This is a genomic window from Streptomyces sp. NPDC048111 (assembly GCF_043202815.1).
Lineage (GTDB): Bacteria > Actinomycetota > Actinomycetes > Streptomycetales > Streptomycetaceae > Streptomyces.
Genome location: NZ_JBIDBD010000031.1, coordinates 15,232 through 35,520, shown reverse-complemented (window position 1 = coordinate 35,520; position 20,289 = coordinate 15,232). Strand labels below are relative to the sequence as shown.

The window sequence follows — 20,289 nt, the reverse complement described above, 5'->3', positions numbered from 1 at the left end:
CCGGGTACGGTTTCGCGGTCCCCCGCGTGGGTGACCCCGCTCGCTGCGGCACGCTTGACCGTGCAGGTCAGAGGGGTCGCGGCGGGCGCGAGCAGTGTCCGGGGGCGCGCCCCGGCGGGTGAAAATCCACTCCGGGTGTGCTTCACCCCACTGGCTCAAGGGAGCTGCCTGGATGTGACCGTCCGATGTCGGCCCGGACACGAGCCGTACACAGAACGGGCGGGTGCCGGCATCCCCCGGGGGCCGCGCTCAGCTCCGGCGGCGCAGCAGCGAGATCCCGTCCGCCTCCGCCACCCGCGCGTAGCCGTACCGGGCCAGCGCGAGGTCGTACTCCCTGTCCTGGCGGGGGCCCGGGTAGGGCCAGGTGCCCGGTGGGTAGGGCCAGGACTCCGGCGGGACGCGGTCGTAGACGATCCACTGGGCCGTGGGGCGCGGGATCGGGCCGTCCGTGTCGTACAGCTTCCAGCGCACCGGGAAGGTCGGGAAGAGGACCACCTGGGTGCGTGAAGTCAGTTGCGGGACAAGGCGGTTGGAGGCCGCCACGGTCGCGCCGTCGGGGATGCGCCGCAGCAGGTCGCGTACGGCGAGGACGTGTGCGGAGGTGCGCCAGGTGGAGCGGTGGGCGATCTGGGCGAGCGGGAAGGAGGGGACCAGGAGCAGGGTCACCGCCGCCACCGTCGCGAGCGAGGCCCGCACATGGCGGCGGGCGAGCGGGTCGCCCGCGGCGGCGTAGGGCCGCAGCGCATCGACGAGGGCCGCGAACACGACGGGCATCAGGACGGCCGAGTAGTGGAAGGCGGTCCCCCAGTGGAAGGCGTTGGTGGACAGCATCCGCCAGCCCAGGGTGGGCAGCGCGATCAGGGCGAGCGGTGAGCGCAGGGCGATGAGCGCGGCCGGGGCGAAGACGAGGACGAGCGTGGTGGCCTTCACCTCGGGGCGCACCGCGTCCAGCGGCGCGAGGGCGAGCGTGGAGAGCAGCGAGTGGTGGGCCGCCGCGAGATTCGCGGCGTGCGCGTAGGTGCCGGCCGGGTTGAAGTACGGCATGAGGACCTTGAATTCGAGCGCGCTGCCCACCAGGCCGAGCGCCGCCGCGGCGAGGCCGAGCCGGCGCGGGCCGCGCCAGGCGACGTACCCGCCCATCGCGGCGAGCGTCAGCCCGAGGTCCTCCTTGACCAGGAGCAGCGGCGCCGCGTAGGCGAGCGCGCGCCGCCAGTTGCGGCGGGCCAGCGCTTCGAGCGCGTAGGACACCAGCGGGACCGCGAAGCACACCTCGTGGAAGTCGAAGCCGACCGTGGAGGCGATGCCCCAGCTCAGCCCGTATCCGCACGCGATCACATGGCCGGGTCGGCGGCCCAGCACCCGTACGGCCTGCCGGGCGAGCGGCACCACGGCGAGCGCGAGCAGTGCGGCCTGGGCCACGAGCAGGGTGTACGGGGAGGGGAAGAGGCGGTAGAGGGGGGCGAGGGCGGCGAGCACCGGGTGGAAGTGGTCGCCGAGGAGGTTGAAGCCGTCGCCGCGCAGGGGTGCGATCGGCGCGTGCAGGTGCGCGTAGCCGCGCACGGCCTGCTCGAAGATGCCGAGGTCGTAGCCGGTGGTGCGGACCAGGGCGTGGCGGCGGGCGGAAATGGTCGCGTACAGGAGGAACAGCGCACCGGCCCACCCCCACCACAGGAGGGCGGGCCGGCCGATGCGGACGCGCGGGATGCGGGAGAGGGCGGGTACGGGCGTGATCGGCGGCTGCGTCCGCCGCCCCATTCGTTGGCCAGCAATTGTCCCCATACGTCCCGATGTTAGGCAGCGCGGTGGGGCCTCAGCGGCTTCCGCGCCTCGATCAGGAAGCGTGTCGTGTGCGCGACGAAGGGGCCTTCGGTGCGGATCCGCTCGTCGAGCACCTTCAGCCGGTCGCGGTGCTCCTCGACGGTGAAGCCGGGCACCATCCAGATCACCTTGCGCAGGAAGTAGACGACGGCACCGATGTCGAGGAACTCCGTACGCAGCTTCTCCAGACGCAGATCGACCACTTCCAGACCCGCGTCCTCGGCCTCCTTGCGCGCCTTGCCGGGGTCGCGCGCGCCGCGCACCTCCGGCGGCTGCGGCCCGAGGAAGAACTCGACGAGCTCGAACACGCTGGCCGGGCCCACCTGTTGGGAGTAGTACGTGCCGCCGGGAGAGAGGACGCGGGCGATCTCGGACCACCAGGTGGTGACCGGGTGCCGGCTGACGACCAGGTCGAACGCGCCGTCCGCGAACGGCAGCGGCGGCTTGTCCTCGTCCGCGACGACCGCCACCCCGCGGGGGTGGAGCAGGCCGGTGGCGCGGGCGACGTTGGGCGGCCAGCCCTCCGTGGCGACGGCGAGGGGCGGCAGCTGGGGCACGGCGGCGAGGACCTCGCCACCGCCGGTCTGGATGTCGAGGGCGGCGGTGGCCTTCGCCATCCGTCCGGCCATCGAACGGGCGTACCCCCACGACGGCCGCTCTTCGGTGGCCCGGCCGTCGAGCCAGGAGAAGTCCCAGCCGTCGACGGAGACGGACGCGGCCTCGTCGATCAGTTCCTCGAAGGGGCGGTTGTTGTGGTTCCTGATGTTTCGGCCCATGTTGCGGACCCTACGCGGCGGCCCCGCGAGCCACTACCGTTTGTCCATGGGCCGATGGAGGGACGGAACGGGCGAGTTGAGTGTCGTCGGCGGCGCCGGGACACCCGTACCGCTGGAGATCGCGGCGTCCTACCGGGCCCGCACCCGGGGCCTGCTCGGCCGCGACGGCATCGAGGGCGCGATCCTGCTGAGCCCCGCGAGCAGCGTGCACACCTTCCGCATGCGCTTCGCGATCGACGTGGCCCATCTGGACCGTCACCTCAGGGTCGTCGCGGTGCGCACCATGGTGCCGGGCCGGCTCGGCGCGGTCCGGGTGCGCGCGCGGCACGTCCTGGAGGCGGAGGCGGGCGCCATGGCGGGCTGGGGGCTGCGGCCGGGCGTCCTCGTGACGATCGCGACCGGTCAGGATCTCAGGACTTGAGCTTGGCCGCCTGCGCAACGGCGAGCTCGTCGGGGATCCGGGGCGTGTCGTCCCCGGTCACGTCCACGGCGTAGTACGTGACGACGGTGGTTCCGCTGCGCACCACCTGGAAGACCATCGGCACGGGGTCGCCCTGGGCGACGCCCATCAGCTCGTAGGCCAGCGCCTCGTCGCCCGCCTTCGGCGCGGGGAGTTCCTTGACCGCGCTGAAGTAGGAGGGCTCCAGGTCGCCGCCCTTGGTCTTGAAGCCGCCGGCGCAGGCCGCGATGGCCTTGCGCAGCTTCGGGAGTACGTCGGTGGCGCCGGAGGGGTGGGCGCCGAGGACCTCGGTGACGACGGTCTGGTCGGCGCGGCCGTCCTCGGTGGCGTTCACCAGGCGGCGGTAGACCGTCGCGGAGGGCGCGGGGTCGGGCGTGCCGTTGATGACGGACACGAAGGGCATGCACTCGGGCTTGGACGTCCGCGAGCTGCCGGTCGGGGTGCCGCCCTCCAGGGGCTCGGCCGCGAAGTCCTTCACGTCGCCGGTCGCCAGGGCGGCCGTGGCGAGCTGGTCGCTGCTGAGCGCGCCGGACGCCTTCACCCGCGGGGTGCTGCCCGCACCGGCCGCTGCCGCGCTGTCCCGCACGGCGCCCTCGGCCCCGTCCGCACCCTTGGCCCCCGCACCGCACCCCGCCGCGGCGAGGGCGACGAGGCACACCCCGGCGGCCGCCGTACGTCTCCGTAGCAGCCTTGGCTTCATACCCAGCACCGTAACAACCACTCCTGTGGATTGGCTGGGTCCTGCCCCACCCATTTCCCACCACCGCCCGAGGGCGGGCGACGACCGGACGCCACGGAACACCGCGTACCCGCCGGAACCGCGCGCTAACTGCCGCACGCGCAGCCAGAGTTGGCCCGCCGCGTGCTAGCCGCCGCTGCCGCGGGTGAAGCTGACCTCCACGCGGCGGTTCTTCTTGCGGCCGTCCTCGGTGGAATTGTCGGAGATGGGATAGTCCTCGGCGTACCCGCGGATCTCGAACGTCACGTCCGGGCCGAGGGACAGGGAGAGCGCCTTCTGGACGGCGTCCGCGCGCTCCTTGGACAGCACCACGCCGTGCTCGTGCGTGCCGAGGTTGTCGGTGAAGCCGAAGACGCGCACGCTGGTCGCCTTCTGCTTCTTGACCTCGGCGGCGATGCCCTGGATGCGGTCGTTGGCCTCGGGCGAGAGGGCCGCGCTGTCCATGGCGAACAGCACCTCCGCCTGGAGCGCGAACGTCACGTTGGTGTTGGTGTCCGAGCGCCGTTCCTCACCGCCCTGGTCCTCGACGATCGACTTGATGTCCAGCACCTTGGGCGCGGCGAGCGTGCCGCCCTCGGGCAGCTTCAGATTCGGGGAGGTCCCGTCGACCTTCACGGAGGGGTCGGTCGTCGCCTCGGTTCCGGGCAGTGGGGGGCTGCTCGGCGTCTCGTCGGCGTACGCGGTGGTGCCGCCCCCGCCGAGGACGAGCGCGGCGACGATCGCCACGGCGGCGCGCGCGGCGGTGGTGGGCCGGGTTGTGGGCCGGGTTCTGGTCATGGCGTGATCACCCGGAGACGGGGACGGACATGGTGGGGAAGGTGGGGAGCTGGAAGTCGACTTGCTGCGTGGTGTTCGGGGGGGCGGGGAATTGGGCGAAGAACGGGACGGTCTGGCCTGCCTTGATACTGGAGATCCCCATCGTGCAGAGGCACTTGCCCCCCGTGTCGCGCAGAACGTAGTACCGCTTCTTTCCCACCTTGTCGACAAGCGTCGCACCGGCCACCGAGTCACCGCTCGCGAGGACGTCCCGCTCTGTGCCCGCCCACGGCGACGTGGCGACGAAGTCTTCGGAACCGGTGTTCCTCACCTGGCCCGACACCGTGAGGAACCCGCCGGAATCACGTTTCACGCTGTTGATGGTGAGCACCACGCCCCCCTCGCCCGTCGCTTCCGCGAGTTTGGTCGTCGAGTCCGGTGTGGCGGCCGACGCACCGGACTCCTGTCCCTTGTCGGACGAGGGCTTCGACTGCGACGAGGTGCTCGCCTTCGCCTTGTCGTCCTTGCCACTGCTGCCGCATCCGGCCACGGTGAACGCCAGGGCGACCGCCGTCACCGCCGCCACAGCCCCCCTACGGGCCCTCAACGTATGCCGAACACTCATCAGTGCCATTCCTCTGTTCGTCACTGCCTGTCAGTCGACCAATTTCACGCCGAAGAGCTTCTCCACGTCGGGCACCGGATCGACCGGCATGTCCTTGCCGTCGCAGGTGATCGTCACCGGAGGGCCCGTGGGGGCGGGAGACGCCGTGGGTGCGGGAGTCGGGCTGCCGGTGGGGCCGGCCCCGGGCGGCAGATCGCAGCGCAGCTCGATCATCGCCGTGGCGCTCGCGGTGCCGTGATCGTCCTCGGTGCCGGGAATCACCGAGGTGCCGACCGTGTACCGGGTCCGCGTGTCCACGGTGAACCTGAACTGCCCGGTCCCGCCCGGGCGGGTCTCGAAGCGGGTGAGTTCGGCGTGGTTCCTGCCCGCGAAGTCCGCCGCCTCGTCATGGGCGTCCGCGAGGACGGCGCCGTCCCGGAAAAGGTCATCGACTCCGCCCGGCGTCGTCAGCGCCGCGAGCACCTTGGGGCCCAGCTCCGCGCGGGCACGCTGGGCCGCCGCGAGGGCCGCCGCGTCCGCCGCACCCTGAGCGCCGTTGCGGGTCGCCGACGCCTGGCCGACCGCGAAGAAGGCGAACGCGAGAAAGAGCAGGCCCGCCACCATCACTACATAGATGGGGAAGGCCTGCCCTCTGTCTCCGTGCAGGCGTGGGGTCAGCCGCCGGCCTTGATCTTGTTGATCTGTTCCTTGATCTTGGTGGTGATCTCGCTCCCGATCCCGGTCGCCATGATCCCGCCGATGATCGCCACCACCACCAGAATGATCCCCAGATACTCGAACGACGTCTGCCCCCGCTCGCGCCCCCCGGGCGCCGCATACCGGCGCCGGAGCCGGGCGGTCGTCGTGTTTCTCCAGTCGCCCAGCCGCACCTGCGCAGCGACGGCGGTCCTCAGCAGCGTGTCCTGCGGCATCTCGCGGCTCTCCTCCGGTTGCGGCCTCGCGTACGTCACCGGGAACGTAAGCCGGGGTCCGGGGGCCCACCGAGGGTCCAGGGGCCCAAATGCGGGCCCAAGCGCGGGCGTTACGCATGGCGCGCCCCCAGCCAGCACGCGATCGCTTCACCGCGGGACGCCGCGTGCAGCTTGGCGAAGATGCGGTTGATGTGGTTCTTGACCGTCTTCTCGCTGATGAAGCACGTGGCCGCGATGTGCTGGTTGCTCATGCCCGCCGCGATCAAGTCCATCACCTCGGCCTCCCGCGAACTCAGCCTGAACTCTCTCCTGTTGCGCTCGCCCCTGTCGCGCAGGGACGCTGCACGCCGCGCAGGGGAAGACTGTCCCATGAATGGTTGCAGTTGCGAAAGAGGGAGGGGCGAATTCGCCGGTGGCGGGTCCGGCTGCGCCCGTACGTGGGCCAGCAGAGCGGACGCCGCGGTAGCGGTGAAGACAGGGCGGCCCTCCTTCACTCCCCTTACGGCGGCGGCCAGTTCATCCGCCGTGAACTCACCGTGCACCAGATATCCCTCCGCCCCGAGCCGCAGCGCCTCGCGCACGATCTCGCTCTCGCGGCTGTACGTCAGCATCATCACAGATGCAAGGCCCACCAGGTGCGGCAATGCGGTGATGCCGTCCACGCCCGGCATCCGCACGTCGAGGAGGATCACATCGGGGCGGTGGCGCACCGCCGCCTCGTAGGCCTCGTGGCCGTCCGCGGCCTCCGCGACCACCTCGATGTCGTGGCGGCCGTGCAGCAGCGCCGTCAGACCGGCCCGCACCACCGGGTTGTCGTCCGCGACGACGATCCGCAGCGGGCGCACCGCCTCCGCCGCCCGGTCGTCCGAGGGGCCGCGCCCGGCGCCGTCCCGCCCGGCACCGTCCAGCCCGCCGGCACCGTGCCCGTTACCACCGCGCCCCGTACCCCCGCGCCCGGCACCATCGCCCGCGACGTTGCCTCCGTCCGCCTGCATGCCGCCTCCTCGCCCGAGCGTGGTGTGAGTCGTGAGGGATGTCGGAGCCCTCAGGGTCATACCGCATCACCATCCTGGCCCAACCCCGGCGCGGGCAGCGGAAGTTCCACCCGGACCTCCGTCCCCGTCGGCGACGCCCCCCGCCCCACCCTGATCCGCGCGCCGATCGCCGCCGCCCGTTCCACCATGCCCACCAGACCGAAGTGGCCGGTGCGGCGGAGGTCGTCGAGGCTGGTGCCGGGGGGCAGGCCCCGGCCGTCGTCGCGGATCGTCAGGCGGAACAAGGGTCCTTCCACCCCGGCCGTCACGCCCACGCGGCCCGCCCCCGCGTGGCGCTGCGCATTGTCCAGGGCCTCGCCCGCGATGGTCAGGAGCTGGCGGGCCACCCCGGCCGGGAGCATCGGGGCCGGGCCGTCGCCGCGTACCGTCCAGGCCACCCGCATGCCGGTTCGGTGGGTGAAGTCGCGTACCGCGCCCGACAGTTCGGCCAGGACGTTCACCTCTCCCCGGGTACGCCGCAGATCACCGAGGAGCTCGCGGGACTCGGCCGCCGCACGGCGCGCGGACCGCGCCACCAGTTCGGCCTGGCGCCGGACGGCGGCCGGGTCGAGGCGGTCGGCGCAGGCGGCCAGGCCGTCGGCGGCGAGGGCCAGGCCGTACAGGGTCTTGGCCACCGAGTCGTGCAGGTCGCGGGCCAGGCGGGCCCGCTCCTCCTCCACCGCGTCGTGCGCCGCGAGGCGGGCCCGCGTCTCCGTCAGGGCCTGGCTCGCGGCGCCGAAGCGGAACAGGAGGTTGCGGATGGTGACGCCGACCGCGCCCGCGATGACGCAGAAGCCGGGCAGCAACAGCGCCGAGGCGTCGGCCAGTTGGTGGCGCGGGCCGGTCGCGAACACCAGGGCGAGGATCGCCACCTGGAGGCCCGCGAAGAGGCCCGCGCCGCGCCAGCCGTAGACCAGGCCGGCGAGCAGCGGGGTGCAGGTGGTGACGTAGCCGAGCGAGGACTCGGGGGTCGCCGTGATCAGCAGGAGCGCGCCGAACACGGCGTCGGCCGCGAGCAGCCAGGGGTGGCGCAGCAGCAGCGGCCCGAACCGCTCCCAGTCGCGGAACAGGACGTACGAGCCCATGAAGGTGACCAGGACCGCCGATCCCACGAGCAGCCCGGGGGCGCCGTCGGCGGCGCCCGAGAGCGCGAACGGCGCGCCGATCGCGATCATCGCGAGGCGGAAGCCGAACACCTGGCGGCACATCGCCTGGAGGGCGTTGACCTGGAGCGCGAGGGTCGGCGGCGGTGGCGCCGCCGATGCGTCGCGGCGACGAGTGGGCATCGTCAACCCCCTTGGTGGCGCCACGAGTGGGAAGCTCACTTCGGGCCTCCCAGAAAGCCCCCGAAGTCCAGGTTCGCGCCGTAGACGAAGCCGACCGTGAGCAGGATCAACGTGCCCGGCAGCAGAAAGGTCGTGACGGCGAAGGTGGCCTTGGGGACCGCGCGGGCGGCTTTGCGGCGGGCGTTCTGCGCGTCGGTGCGGCGCATGTCGGCGGCGATGGCTATCAGGGTCTCCACGATCGGCGCGCCCAGTTCCTCGCCCTGCTGGAGCGCGGTCACGAACATCGCGACCTGCTCGGAGTCGTTGCGCCTGCGCAGCTCCTCGAACGCCTCGCGGCGGCTGACGCCCATGTCCATCTGCCGCAGGGTGATGCGCAGTTCGTCCGACCACGGGCCCTCGTACTTCTCGGCGACGCGGTCGAGGGCCTGGCGGAAGCCGAGGCCGGCGCTGACCACGACGGCGAGCACGTCGAGGAAGTCGGGCAGTGTGCGCTCGATGTGGTCGCGGCGCACCCGCACGGCCGACCAGATGCCGACCTCGACCCAGAACAGCGCGAACGCCACCATCACCAGGGCGAGGATCCAGTGCCCTTCGAGCAGCATGATCAGTGCGGCTGCCGCGCCCAGCAGCCCGTACACGGCGCGGCGGGCCGCGTACCGGTCGACGGTGAGGCCGCCCGGGTTGCCCGCGAGGTCGATCTGGCGGCGCTTGCGCGCGACCCGCTCGGGGCCCATCAGGCGCAGCACGGCGGGGGCCCAGCGCATGCCCGCCCGGTCCACGGCCGAGCCGACGGCGGTGGTCCGGGTCGCGCCGACCTCCAGGGCCACCGAGAGGTCGCTCGGGAGCTTCACCTCGGCCCGGTACATGCGGATGCCGAGGAACATCCCGTACACGGCCAGGCCCATCAGGGCCGCGAAGAGCAGTCCCATGCGTCGCTCACTCCCCTCTCTCGTGTCGCTCGTGGCGTTCGTGGCGCCCGGACGGCCGGTGCCGTCACGGGTGGGCGGACCCGGTTCATACGTCGATGCGGGACAGGCGGCGCACCACGACGAAGCCGAGGGCGTACAGGGCGATCGAGATCAGGACGGCCGCCTGGCCCAGCAGGGCGCCCGTCATGCGGTCGAGGGCGCCGGGCATCACCGCGTTGAGCATGAGGAGCGCGGCCATGCCGAAGCCCGGCACGGCGTACGCGGTGACGGTCACCTGGGCGAGCGTGGTGCGCACCTCGCGCCGGGTCTCCTTGCGCTCCTCCAGGGTGGTGGTGAGGTTGCGCAGGGAGCTGACCACGGTGCCGCCGGCCCGGTTCGCGAGCACCAGCGTGGTGACCAGGACGACCAGTTCGCGCGAGGGCAGCCGCTCGGCGATCTCGCCGAGCGCGTCCTCCAGGGACTCGCCCATGGCGAGCCGGTCGGTGACCCGGCCCAGTTCCTCGGCGGCCGGCGCCTCCATCTCCTCGGCCGCCATGGCGATCGCGGTGCGCAGCGCGAGCCCGGCCTGAGTGGCGTTGGCGAGGATGCGGGAGAGTTCGGGCAGCTGGTTGATGAAGCGCTCGATGCGTTTCTGGCGCTGCCAGTTGAGGAACGAGTTGCCGATCCACAGGCCCGCGAGCCCGGCGATCGGCCCGAAGAACGACGCGAGGACGGACGCCGCGATCAGCCACAGCGCGGCCACCCCCAGCACCATGTACACGAAGAACTCGCCCGGGGTGAGGTCGAGGCCGGTCGCGGCGAGCTTCAGCTCGATGCGGCGGCCGAGCCGGGTGCCGCGCAGCCGCCGGTCCACGCCGCGGAACGGCCGGTGCCGGCCGGGGGCGTGTCCGGCGCCGGGGTTGCTGAGCCGGTCGACGAGGGCGTCGCGCTGGGCGCGGCCCGCACCGTAGGAGCGCAGCCCCAGGACCGCGAGCACCCCGGCGAGCAGGGTGACGCCGAGCGTGAGGAAGGAGAGGTTCATCTGCGCTTTCCCTGTCAGTTGGCGTGGCGGACGGCGAGCTGCTCGGTGTGCGCGGCGACCCCGTAGGCCTGCGGCACGGGCTGGCCCGCGAGGTAGAGCCGGTCGGCGACGCGGCGGGGCAGCGGGAAGTACTGGAAGCGCCCGTGGACGCGGCCGTCGGCGGCCATCGGCCGGGCGTCGAAGCGGCAGACGGTGGTGATGCGGTACGGGTCGCGGCCGTGCGATTCGAGCAGCGCGATCTCGGTGACTCTGCGGGCGCCGTCGGCGTGCCGGGTGAGCTGGACGATGACGTCCACCGCCGAGTTGATCTGGTCGTGCAGCGCCTCGAAGGGGACCTCCACCTCGGACATCGAGGCCAGGGTCTGCAGGCGCATCAGGGCGTCCTCGGCGCTGTTGGCGTGGACGGTGGCCAGCGAGCCGTCGTGGCCGGTGGACATCGCCTGGAGCATGTCGAGCGACTCCCCGCCGCGCACCTCGCCGACCACGATCCGGTCGGGTCGCATGCGCAGCGAGTTGCGCACGAGGTCGCGGATGGAGATGTGGCCCTTGCCCTCGACGTTGGGGGGCCGCGACTCCAGACGGATGACGTGGGCCTGCTGGAGCTGGAGTTCGGCGGAGTCCTCGATGGTGATGATGCGCTCGTGCGGCGGGATCAGCCCGGACAGGGCGTTGAGCAGGGTCGTCTTGCCGGTGCCGGTGGCGCCCGACACGATGATGTTGAAGCGGGCCTGGACGAGCCCGGCGAGCAGCAGCAGCATGTGCTCGTCGAGCGACCCGAAGGCGATCATCTCCTGGAGCGTGAACGACCTGGGGAAGCGGCGGATGGTGAGGGTCGCGCCGGTCAGCGAGAGCGGCGGGATGATCACGTTGACGCGCTCGCCGGACGGCAGTCGGGCGTCCACCATGGGGTTCGACTCGTCCACGCGCCGGTTGACCGTCGACACGATCCGCTCGATCGTCTGCATCAGCTGCTCGTGCGAGGCGAACCGCAGGGGAAGCTGCTCCACCCGGCCACCGCGCTCCACGAAGATCTGGTCGGGCCCGTTCACCATGATCTCGGTGATGGAGGCGTCTTCGAGGAGCGGTTCCAGGATGCCGAGGCCGAGCGCCTCGTCGACCACCCGGCGGATCAGCTGGGCCCGTTCGGCGGTGGAGAGCACCGGGCCCTCGCGGCTGATGATGTGCCCGAGCACCCGCTCCAGGCGGGCCCGGCGCTCGGCGGCGGCGAGCGAGGACATCTCCGCGAGGTCGATCTCCTCCAGGAGCTTGGCGCGGTAGGAGGCGACCAGATGGCCGTCCTCGCGTCCGGCGCCGCTCTCCTCGGGGACCGCGATGCGTGCCCGCAGACTCATGTGTGATCTCCAGTCGTCCCGGGTCGGTTCGGCTGCCGGAGCTTCGGCATCGTGGCGGTGCGGGTGGCGGTGCCGAAGAAGCCGTCGCCGAGGCCCGGGACGACACTGGGGATGGTGATGGTGACGGTGTAGCTCACCCCGTCCCCGCCACCCCCGGCGGGCGCGATCCGCGGCTTGAGCCAGCCGCTGACCGCCGCGGTGCCGGCCGCCACCGGGTCGGGGGCCGGCTCCCCCGCCCTCGGCTCGTCCAGACTGGCGGCGCGGGCCGCGGCCCGCGCCGCGGTGCCCGCCTGGTTCGCGGCGTACGCGGCGACGCCGAGCTGGATGGCGGCGAGCCCGACGAGCAGCAGGAGGGCGACGAACCCGATGTATTCCAGGGCGACTTGGCCCCGGTCGCGCTGCGGTCGCTCAGGGAGGCGCACGGCTCAGCGCTCCTTCACATGGGCGGCGGTGCCGTCGACGGGGAAGCCGTTGAGGACCCCCGGGATCAGGACGGGCACCTTGAGGGTGACCGTGGCGCGGTACAGGCCGGCGCCGTCCTCGCCGCACTCGGCGCGCCCCTCGAAGGCGGCGGGCAGGTCACGCCGCGCGGCCGTGCGGCAGGCGCCCTGCGCGTCGCCCTGCGCCGCGGCCCCGGCCCGCGCGCCCTCGTCCGCCGCGTTGCCCGCGAGGACGAAGGTGTAGCCGACCAGGGCGCACTGCCACAGCGCGACGAGCAGGAGCAGGATCAGCGGCACCACGCCGACGAACTCGATGACGGTCTGCCCCCGGTCCCGTCCGCCGCCCGCGCGGGCCCACAGCGGGCGCATCAGCCGCCCCTGCGCCGCAGCACCAGGCCCGAGCCCCGGGCGGCCCGCGCCTTCGCCCGGCCCTCCGGCGCCTTGAGCAGGCCGAGTTCACCGGCCAGCGCCCACAGCGCCTGGCGTACGGTGCCGCGGGCGTCCAGGTCGTGCAGCCGGCCCGCGTCGACACAGCCCTGGAGCTCCTTGAAGTGGGCCGGCACGGCGGTCTGGGCGATACGGGTGCCGGTGATCTTCTGGATGAGCGCGGGCTGGATCTCGGTGGTACGGGTGTGCCGGTTGACCACGGTGGTGGTCTCCTCGGCCTTGCGGATCTGGAGCCGGTCCCACATCCGTACGGTGCGCTTGGCGCCCCGGACGGACACGACGTCGGGGGTGGTGACGAGCAGCGCCACGTCGGCCGTCTCGACGGCGGCGGCGTTGGCCGCCGTCATCTGGGTGCCGCAGTCCACGATCACCGCCTCGTAGCGGGTGCGCAGGGCGCCGATGATCTGACGGGCGGCCCGGTCGGTGACCTCCTCGCCGCGTTCGCCCTCGCCGGGGGCGAGCAGCAGGGCGAGCCCGCTCTCGTGGGTGAAGACGGCGTCGGCCAGGACCCGGGGCGAGATGTCGGTGATCGCGGCCAGGTCGGCGATGGAGCGCCGGAACTGGACGTCGAGGTAGGAGGCGACGTCCCCGGCCTGGAGGTCCAGGTCGAGCAGCACGGTGGTGCGGCCCGACGCCCGTGCGGCCAGGGCGAGTTGAACGGCGACCACGGTGGTGCCGACGCCGCCCTTGGCCCCGGTCACGGTGGTGACGGTGCCGCCGGGCCCGGCGAACACGTCGAGGTTCGCCCCCAGGTGCCGGCGCACCCCCGCCGACCACTGGGCCGCCGCCTGGACGCGTACCGCGAGTTCCTCGTACGACAGGGGCAGCGCGACCAGGCCGCGGGCGCCGGCGTCCATCGCGGCGGAGAACACCGCGGGCCCGGCGTCGGAGGAGATCAGGACGACGCCGACCGCGGGGAAGCGCAGGGCCACCTCGCGGATGAGTTCGAGGGCCGGCAGCGGGCCGATGCGCTCGTGGACGAGGACGACCTCGGGCAGCTCGTCGAGGGACTCCCCGGCGCAGCGGGCCAGGGTGTCCAGGAGCTGCGTCGAGTCGGCGACGGGCATCGCGGGCTCGGCGTCGGGGAGCTGACTGAGCAGGGTGGTCACGGACCGAGCGGCGTCCGCGTCGGCGACGGCCGGCAGGATTCTGGTGGTCATCCGCGCCTCACTGGTCCTTTTCGAGCCGGTACGTACGGTCGCCGGGCGGGATGGTGGTGTCGCCGTTGCCGCGGCCGACCAGGGCGAGCCGGACATGGGTGGCGAACGACTCGGCGTAGGCGACGCGTTGGGCGTCGAGGGTGCCGAGGGCGAAGGTGATCGGCACGGCCTGGGTGGCCTGGTTCTTGTCGGAGGCGGAGGGGTTGAGCGCCTGGAGCTGGCCCACCGCGATGACCCGCGCGTTCGCGACGATCAGTTTGGAGACCGGGGTGTCGCCCTGCTTGGTGGCGGCGAAGGTGGCGAAGATGTTCACGGTGTCGTTCCCGTTGATCTTTCCGGCCACCCCGGTCGCCGAGTCGATCATGATGGCGATCTCCTGTTCACCGGGCTTGAGTTGGGGCCGGTCGGTGAACATGCCGGCCTGGAGCAGCGAGCCCTTGGTGAGGTGCGTGGCGGCCATCTTGCCGATGACGTCCGAGAGGTCGGTGACCGCGCCGTCGGACAGCCACCGTTTGGGCATGCTCGTCCTGGCGAACTGGTCGGCCTTCAGGGGCGCGTAGGCGTCGATGTCGTCCTTGAGCTTGTACGCCGTCACCTCGGGCCCCACCTTGGAGTCGACGTCGCTGATCACCGTGAGCACCCCGGCGAAGGCGCCGAGGGCGCACAGGACCGAGAGGAGGAGAAGGATGATGCCGCGGCGCTGGCGGGAGTTCATTGACCGTACGACCTCGTTCGCAGACGTGGGGCAGAGCGGGCAAGTGCGGGCCGAGCGGGTGCCCCGGGGTCAGGGTCCGGGGGCGATGGCGCGGCGGCGCTCGGCCCGGGTGAGCGGACGGGCGCGGTAGGCGGAGGCGGGCACGGGTCCGAGGGCGGCGGCCCCGTGGGGCGTGGCGGACTCCTCGTCGCCCGGCTGGTGCGAGGAGCAGAATCCGCAGCGGTCGCCGATGAGTTCCATGGCGCACCAGCGGCACTGTTCGCGCCGCACGGAGGCGACGAGCTGGTAGAGCACCGAGATGTCGGGCAGGTACGCGGCGAATTCGGTGATCTTGCCGGTGCCCCACCAGGCGGCCGAGTCGGCCGGGAGCGGGGCCTCCTGTACGGCCCTGACCCGCCAGGCGGGCGCCAGCGTGCCGGTGACCCAGTCGCCGCTCGCGGCGCCGCGGGCCACCAGCAGCTCACAGGCGAAGTCGGGCCCGGGCAGGCTCGCCCCGGGGCCGACCCTGACCAGCTCGGGCCGGGGGTTGGCGAGGACGGCGAACTGGCTGCCCGGCATCCACGACCTGGCGTGCGCGGTGAGGCCCACCGGGACGCGCTCCAGACGGGTCACCGAGTTCAGGACGGCGCCGGCGTGGATGTAGTGCGAGAGCAGCCGGGCCGCCGAAGCGATGACCCCGGGGCTGAAGTCGCAGACCGAGAGCTGCCTCAACTGCCGTACCAATAAGGCGAGTCCGAGCGGAGGCAGTTCGGATTTGATCAGCGTGATCCGATCGGTTTCCAGAAGCGACCGTACGGTGTGCAGCCGGCGTTCATGAGCCGCTCCCACGGACGCCGGACAGAGGGCGATGACATATCCGTGCTGTTCCAGAAGTCGGTGCATGTCGACGAGTGCGGAGTCGAGCGGCTGGGCGTCCGGCGACTGGAGCAGCGCCGCCGGCGGCGTCTGCGGGTCGGTCGGCGGCAGCACCAGGTCGGGGCTGGTGACGGCTATCGCGGTCGGCACGTCCGGTACCCCCGTTCGCTGATCGCGGTCGCCACGTGGTGGCCCCCGTTCCCTTCGGCGCGCGAGCCCTGTGCGAGCCCCCACGACCGCAACTGATCCCTGCCATTCCCACCTGCCTCAGCACTTTATCCACGACCTACCGGCGGGAGAACCGTCTTCTCCTTTCCTATGTGCCCGCACGGCCGGTTTTGGTGCTCCTGGGACGGGAGTTGCGATGGAAGTCGGCCAAAGCGCGCGGCCGGAATTGATCCTGTGCCCGGCGGGGCCGCGGCCCGGAGGCCGGCGCACGGCTCCCTGCCAGAGGTCTTGACAACCCAATTGGTCTGGACCATGTTGTGCGACCAGGACGCCAGACCACCTCCCGCTTCCCCGTCCCGCTCCCCCCGCTCCACCTCCCCGCCCCACCCCGTTCGCTTCCCCCGCCCCTCTCCCCACCCTCCCCACTCCCCTCCCGGAGGCAGCAAGTGAACCGCGCGAGACATGCAAGGCTCGCCCTGGCCGTGGCCGCGGCCGGCGCCCTGTCCATAGCCGGGCTCTCCGGTACGGCCCAGGCGGCCGACGTCAACAACGCCAAGAACGCCGGGTTCGAGTCGGGCCTCGGCAACTGGAACTGCTCCGGCGGCAGCGGCGCCACGGTGTCGTCGCCGGTGCACGGCGGGACCTCCGCCCTCAGGGCCACCCCCGCCGGCGCCGACAACGCCCAGTGTTCGCAGACCGTCGCCGTCAAGCCCAACTCGACCTACACGCTGAGCGCCTGGGTCCAGGGCAGCTACGTCTACCTCGGCGCGAGCGGCACCGGCACCAGTGACGTCTCGACGTGGACGCCCGGCACCGGCAGCGGCTACGCCCAGCTGTCCACCACCTTCAAGACCGGCGCCTCCACCACCTCGGTGCAGATCTACACCCACGGCTGGTACGGACAGCCCGCCTACTACGCCGACGACATCTCCGTGTACGGACCCGACGGCGGCGGGGGCGGCGACCCGGCCCCGACGGTCCCGGCGGCGCCGGGCGGACTCACGGCCGGCTCGGCCGGCTCGTCCTCGGTGAACCTGTCGTGGGGCGCGGTGTCCAACGCGACCGGGTACAACGTCTACCAGGGCGGCACCAAGGTGCAGTCGGTGACGGGCAGTTCGGCGACCGTGACCGGGCTGAGCGCGTCGACCTCGTACCAGTTCCAGGTGAGCGCGACCAATGCCGCGGGCGAGTCCCCGAAGTCGGCGGCGGTCACCGTCACCACCGCGCCCTCGGGCGGCAACCCGGGCGGCGGCACCGTGCCCAAGCACGCGGTGACCGGCTACTGGCAGAACTTCAACAACGGCGCCACCGTCCAGAAGCTCAGCGACGTGCCCGCGAACTACGACATCATCGCGGTCGCCTTCGCCGACGCCACCTCGACTCCGGGAGCGGTCTCCTTCACGCTCGACTCGGCCGGGCTCGGCGGCTACACCGTCGACCAGTTCAAGGCGGACATCGCGGCCAAGCACGCGGCGGGCAAGTCGGTGATCATCTCGATCGGCGGCCAGAACGGCACCATCTCGGTGAGCGACTCCGCCTCGGCGAACAACTTCGCCAACTCGGTCTACTCGCTGATGCAGACGTACGGCTTCGACGGGGTCGACATCGACCTGGAGAACGGCCTCAACTCCACCTACATGACGCAGGCGCTGAAGTCGATCGCGGCCAAGGGCGGCGCCGACACCGTCATCACGATGGCCCCGCAGACCATCGACATGCAGTCTCCGTCGAACGAGTACTTCAAGACGGCGCTCAACATCAAGGACATCCTGACCGTCGTCAACATGCAGTACTACAACAGCGGTTCGATGAACGGCTGTGACGGCAACGTCTACTCCCAGGGCACGGTCGACTTCCTCACCGCGCTCGCCTGCATCCAGCTCCAGGGCGGGCTCGACCCCTCGCAGGTCGGTCTCGGCGTGCCGGCCTCCACGTCCGGCGCGGGCAGCGGCTACGTATCGCCGTCCGTGGTGAACGCGGCGCTCGACTGCCTGACCAAGGGCACGAGCTGCGGGAACTTCAAGCCCGCCAAGACGTATCCGACCCTGCGCGGCGCGATGACCTGGTCCACCAACTGGGACGCCAAGTCGGGCAACGCCTGGTCGAACGCGGTCGGCCCGCACGTCCACGCCCTGCCGTAACCGCCTCCCCCGCACCACACGAAGGCGCCCCCCGCTGCTGCGGGGGGCGCCACTGTCGTACGGGGATCTAGCGGGTCACGGCTTGGGCAGGGTGCAGCCGGCCCGGTTCAGGTCGATCTTGTTGCCCGCGCCTATGCAGGGCACGATGATGTACGTCTCCTGGGCGTAGTTGATGCCCTGGCGGACGGTGACGTTGCCGTTCTGGTCGACCTCGCACGGGTTGTTCTCCGTGCAGCGCTCGCCGTCCTCGTTGCCCGTGTTGTTGACGGCCACGACCTTGCCGGTGGTGGTGTCGATCACCGGGGAGCCGGAGGTGCCGCCGATGGTGTTGCACGAGGAGGTGTAGCGGACCGAGTCCCTCCAGGTCCAGTCGCCCTCCTTCAGCCGGTAGACGAAGCCGTCGACGTTGCAGCTGTAGGTGCGCTTCCAGTAGCCGGAGACGACCTTGATGGCCGAACCCTGCGTCGGGTGCGCGTCGTTGAGGGTCAGCGCGCTGATGCCGTACTGGCTCTGGATCTTGGCGTAGGTCGTGCTGAGCTGATAGATCGAGATGTCCGTGTCGGTCATCGTGGCGTACGAGACCTTGCTGGCGCGCAGGGTGGCGACCTTCGAGCCCGAGCTGTTCAGCAGCGAGAACGTGCGCGACGACGGCTGGTCGGTGATGACCTCGCCGGCGGCGGGGAAGCCGGTTTCCAGGCAGTGGCCGTTGGACAGCACGAGCGCGGGGTCGCTCGGCTGCGAGGAGGGCGTACGGACCACGGAGCCCGAACAGTTGCTGAGCGCCACCGTGCCGGCGAAGGTGACCGCCTTGACGGGGGCCGCCTTGGCCGGGGTGGTGACCGGGGCCGCCGGGGCGTCGGAGGTCTGCGCGGCGACGGCGGGTGCCGCGCCCGCGGCGGCGAGCAGCAGGGCACTGACGGCGCCGAGTGCGCCGACGTAGGACTTCTTCATGTGGGGGATCCCTTTGTGGGGGTTGCTCGGATGATGAAGAGGTGCGGTTTTGTCATGCGCATTGTTGGTGCTCACATGGTCAACGGGCAAGAGGGCGGCTCGGGTTGACACCATCGGGGCATGCCGAAGGGGGCGCCCTTCGAGCAGGGGCGCCCCCGTTGTCCGCTCTCGCCGCCCTAGATCACCAGGCTCAGGAGCGCCGCCACGGCGAAGCCCGCCACCGACAGGACCGACTCCAGGACGGTCCAGGACTTGAGGGTGTCGCGTTCGCTGATGCCGAAGTACTTGGCGACCATCCAGAAGCCGCCGTCGTTGACGTGCGAGGCGAAGATCGAGCCCGCCGAGATGGCCATGATGATCAGCGCGAGATGGGCCTGGGAGTACCCGGCGCCCTCCACCAGGGGCACCACGATGCCGGCCGTGGTGACGATGGCCACGGTCGCCGAGCCCTGGGCCACGCGCAGTACGAGGGAGATGAGCCAGGCCAGCAGGATGACCGGCAGGCCCACGTTGTTGAAGGTGGTGGCCAGGGCGTCCGCGATGCCCGAGGCCTTGAGGACCGCGCCGAAGACGCCGCCCGCGCCGACCACCAGCAGGATGTTGCCGACCGGCTTCAGGGACGAGGTGGACACCGTCTCCAGGGACTTGCGCGACCAGCCGCGCCGGATGCCCAGCAGGTAGTAGGCCAGGATCAGCGCGATGGTCAGGGCCACGAAGGGGTTGCCGAAGAACTCCAGGACCGAGCGCGGCGTGGACGGGTCGAGGGCGATCGAGGAGAAGGTGGCCGCCAGGATCAGGACCAGCGGGGTGCCGATGATGGCGAGCACGGCGCCGAGCGGGGCCGGCTCCTCGCGCGGGGTGACGCCACTGGCCTGCTGCTCGGCGGCGACGGCGGCCTTGGCCTCCTCGGCGGCCTCCAGCATGTCCTGCGGGACCTCGACGAAGATGCGCTTGCCGATCCAGGCCGCGTAGCCCCAGGCGGCCAGCACCGAGGGGATGCCGACCAGGGCGCCCATCAGGATGACCCAGCCGAGCGAGACGTGGAACAGACCGGCCGCGGCCACCGGGCCGGGGTGCGGCGGCAGGAAGGCGTGGGTCATGGACAGGCCCGCGAGCAGCGGCATGCAGTACAGCAGGATCGACTTGCCGGACCGCTTGGCGGCGGCGTACACGATCGGCGCGAGGACGAAGATGCCCACGTCGAAGAAGACCGGGATGCCGAAGATCAGGCCGGTGAGCCCCATCGCGAGGGGGGCGCGCCGCTCGCCGAACAGGCGGAGCAGCCGACCGCTCAACACCTCGGCGCCGCCGCTGACTTCGAGGATCGCGCCGAGCATCGTGCCCAGCCCGATGATGATCGCCACGTGTCCGAGGATGCCGCCCATGCCGGACTCGATGACCGAGACGGCGGCGGACTTCTGCACCGTGCCGAACAGCTCCGTGACCGAGAGGCCGGCGCCGAGGCCGACGGCTATGGAGACCGCGAGCAGCGCCACGAAGGGCTGGAGTCTGACCTTGATGATCAGGAAGAGCAGCAGCGCGATGCCGAGGACGGCGACGGTCAGCAGACCGGCGGTGCCGCCGATGAGCGGGAGGATGCCGCCCGTGTGCACGGGGGGCGGCGAGGCGGCGGCCGCGAAAGCGTGGAACGACATGTGCCAACTCCGTTGTCGAACAGGGGGGTTCCAGGGCAGGGGGGACCGCG

The 20,289-nt window shown here is 71.8% G+C and carries 21 protein-coding genes; 2 read left to right on the top strand and 19 right to left on the bottom strand.

The features are described 5' to 3' along the window. Positions 1-249 precede the first annotated feature (249 nt). Together ACGF3I_RS30450 and ACGF3I_RS30445 are read right to left on the bottom strand one after the other, a co-directional pair. Positions 250-1,755, bottom strand: coding sequence for a DUF2079 domain-containing protein (locus ACGF3I_RS30450; RefSeq protein ID WP_393137631.1), 1,506 nt, complete (start codon positions 1,753-1,755; stop codon positions 250-252). Positions 1,756-1,790: 35 nt separating this feature from the next. Next, a complete protein-coding gene (locus ACGF3I_RS30445) occupies positions 1,791-2,594 on the bottom strand; it encodes a class I SAM-dependent methyltransferase (protein WP_393137629.1) in 804 nt (267 codons plus the stop codon). Positions 2,595-2,640: 46 nt separating this feature from the next. On the opposite strand from ACGF3I_RS30445, the gene ACGF3I_RS30440 reads away from it, so the two are divergent. After that, on the top strand, positions 2,641-3,015 hold the full coding sequence (locus tag ACGF3I_RS30440) for a DUF192 domain-containing protein (protein ID WP_393137627.1): 375 nt from the start codon (positions 2,641-2,643) through the stop codon (positions 3,013-3,015). On the opposite strand, the gene ACGF3I_RS30435 is transcribed toward ACGF3I_RS30440, so the two are convergent. The 15 genes from ACGF3I_RS30435 to ACGF3I_RS30365 all read right to left on the bottom strand — a co-directional run bounded on the left by ACGF3I_RS30435 (position 3,005) and on the right by ACGF3I_RS30365 (position 15,474). After that, the gene (locus ACGF3I_RS30435) at positions 3,005-3,754 is read right to left on the bottom strand and encodes a hypothetical protein (protein ID WP_393137625.1); all 750 of its coding nucleotides are present in this window, start codon (positions 3,752-3,754) and stop codon (positions 3,005-3,007) included. The genes ACGF3I_RS30440 and ACGF3I_RS30435 overlap by 11 nt on opposite strands. Before the next feature lie 165 nt (positions 3,755-3,919). Then, a complete protein-coding gene (locus ACGF3I_RS30430) occupies positions 3,920-4,570 on the bottom strand; it encodes an OmpA family protein (protein ID WP_393137623.1) in 651 nt (216 codons plus the stop codon). Positions 4,571-4,577: 7 nt separating this feature from the next. Continuing rightward, positions 4,578-5,174: a hypothetical protein gene (locus ACGF3I_RS30425; RefSeq protein WP_393137620.1), complete on the bottom strand. Its 597-nt coding sequence runs from the start codon at positions 5,172-5,174 to the stop codon at positions 4,578-4,580. A 30-nt stretch (positions 5,175-5,204) separates the two neighbouring features. Further along, on the bottom strand, positions 5,205-5,777 hold the full coding sequence (locus tag ACGF3I_RS30420) for a pilus assembly protein TadG-related protein (RefSeq protein ID WP_393137618.1): 573 nt from the start codon (positions 5,775-5,777) through the stop codon (positions 5,205-5,207). A gap of 50 nt (positions 5,778-5,827) precedes the next feature. Then, a complete protein-coding gene (locus tag ACGF3I_RS30415; RefSeq protein ID WP_393137617.1) occupies positions 5,828-6,085 on the bottom strand; it encodes a hypothetical protein in 258 nt (85 codons plus the stop codon). Positions 6,086-6,195: 110 nt separating this feature from the next. Continuing rightward, positions 6,196-7,080: a response regulator gene (locus ACGF3I_RS30410; RefSeq protein WP_393137615.1), complete on the bottom strand. Its 885-nt coding sequence runs from the start codon at positions 7,078-7,080 to the stop codon at positions 6,196-6,198. Between the two features lie 56 nt (positions 7,081-7,136). After that, positions 7,137-8,444 (bottom strand): sensor histidine kinase, encoded by a 1,308-nt coding sequence (locus tag ACGF3I_RS30405; RefSeq protein ID WP_393137613.1) that lies wholly within the window; start codon positions 8,442-8,444, stop codon positions 7,137-7,139. Next, the gene (locus ACGF3I_RS30400; RefSeq protein ID WP_393137611.1) at positions 8,441-9,334 is read right to left on the bottom strand and encodes a DUF5936 domain-containing protein; all 894 of its coding nucleotides are present in this window, start codon (positions 9,332-9,334) and stop codon (positions 8,441-8,443) included. Before ACGF3I_RS30400 ends, ACGF3I_RS30405 begins: the two co-directional genes overlap by 4 nt. 85 nt (positions 9,335-9,419) lie before the next feature. Next, the gene (locus ACGF3I_RS30395) at positions 9,420-10,355 is read right to left on the bottom strand and encodes a type II secretion system F family protein (protein ID WP_393137609.1); all 936 of its coding nucleotides are present in this window, start codon (positions 10,353-10,355) and stop codon (positions 9,420-9,422) included. Between the two features lie 14 nt (positions 10,356-10,369). Next, positions 10,370-11,707 carry a CpaF family protein gene (locus ACGF3I_RS30390; RefSeq protein ID WP_393137608.1) on the bottom strand — a complete coding sequence of 446 codons (1,338 nt, stop codon included), beginning with the start codon at positions 11,705-11,707 and terminating at the stop codon, positions 10,370-10,372. Beyond that, positions 11,704-12,129 carry a TadE/TadG family type IV pilus assembly protein gene (locus tag ACGF3I_RS30385; protein ID WP_393137606.1) on the bottom strand — a complete coding sequence of 142 codons (426 nt, stop codon included), beginning with the start codon at positions 12,127-12,129 and terminating at the stop codon, positions 11,704-11,706. The genes ACGF3I_RS30390 and ACGF3I_RS30385 overlap by 4 nt, the downstream gene beginning before the upstream one ends. Before the next feature lie 3 nt (positions 12,130-12,132). Then, positions 12,133-12,516 (bottom strand): TadE/TadG family type IV pilus assembly protein, encoded by a 384-nt coding sequence (locus ACGF3I_RS30380; RefSeq protein WP_393137604.1) that lies wholly within the window; start codon positions 12,514-12,516, stop codon positions 12,133-12,135. Then, the gene (locus tag ACGF3I_RS30375; RefSeq protein ID WP_393137602.1) at positions 12,516-13,754 is read right to left on the bottom strand and encodes a CpaE family protein; all 1,239 of its coding nucleotides are present in this window, start codon (positions 13,752-13,754) and stop codon (positions 12,516-12,518) included. The genes ACGF3I_RS30380 and ACGF3I_RS30375 overlap by 1 nt, the downstream gene beginning before the upstream one ends. A 7-nt stretch (positions 13,755-13,761) precedes the next feature. Beyond that, complete coding sequence (cpaB, locus tag ACGF3I_RS30370) at positions 13,762-14,469, bottom strand: Flp pilus assembly protein CpaB (protein ID WP_393137600.1); 708 nt, start codon at positions 14,467-14,469, stop codon at positions 13,762-13,764. A 69-nt stretch (positions 14,470-14,538) separates the two neighbouring features. Further along, positions 14,539-15,474 (bottom strand): hypothetical protein, encoded by a 936-nt coding sequence (locus ACGF3I_RS30365; RefSeq protein ID WP_393137598.1) that lies wholly within the window; start codon positions 15,472-15,474, stop codon positions 14,539-14,541. A gap of 464 nt (positions 15,475-15,938) precedes the next feature. Here ACGF3I_RS30365 and ACGF3I_RS30360 point away from each other — a divergent pair, with 464 nt between their 5' ends. Then, positions 15,939-17,633: a chitinase gene (locus tag ACGF3I_RS30360; RefSeq protein WP_393137596.1), complete on the top strand. Its 1,695-nt coding sequence runs from the start codon at positions 15,939-15,941 to the stop codon at positions 17,631-17,633. A 75-nt stretch (positions 17,634-17,708) separates the two neighbouring features. On the opposite strand, the gene ACGF3I_RS30355 is transcribed toward ACGF3I_RS30360, so the two are convergent. Together ACGF3I_RS30355 and ACGF3I_RS30350 are read right to left on the bottom strand one after the other, a co-directional pair. Further along, positions 17,709-18,584, bottom strand: coding sequence for a serine protease (locus ACGF3I_RS30355; RefSeq protein WP_393137595.1), 876 nt, complete (start codon positions 18,582-18,584; stop codon positions 17,709-17,711). A gap of 176 nt (positions 18,585-18,760) precedes the next feature. Continuing rightward, complete coding sequence (locus tag ACGF3I_RS30350; RefSeq protein WP_393137593.1) at positions 18,761-20,239, bottom strand: GntP family permease; 1,479 nt, start codon at positions 20,237-20,239, stop codon at positions 18,761-18,763. Positions 20,240-20,289 lie beyond the last annotated feature (50 nt).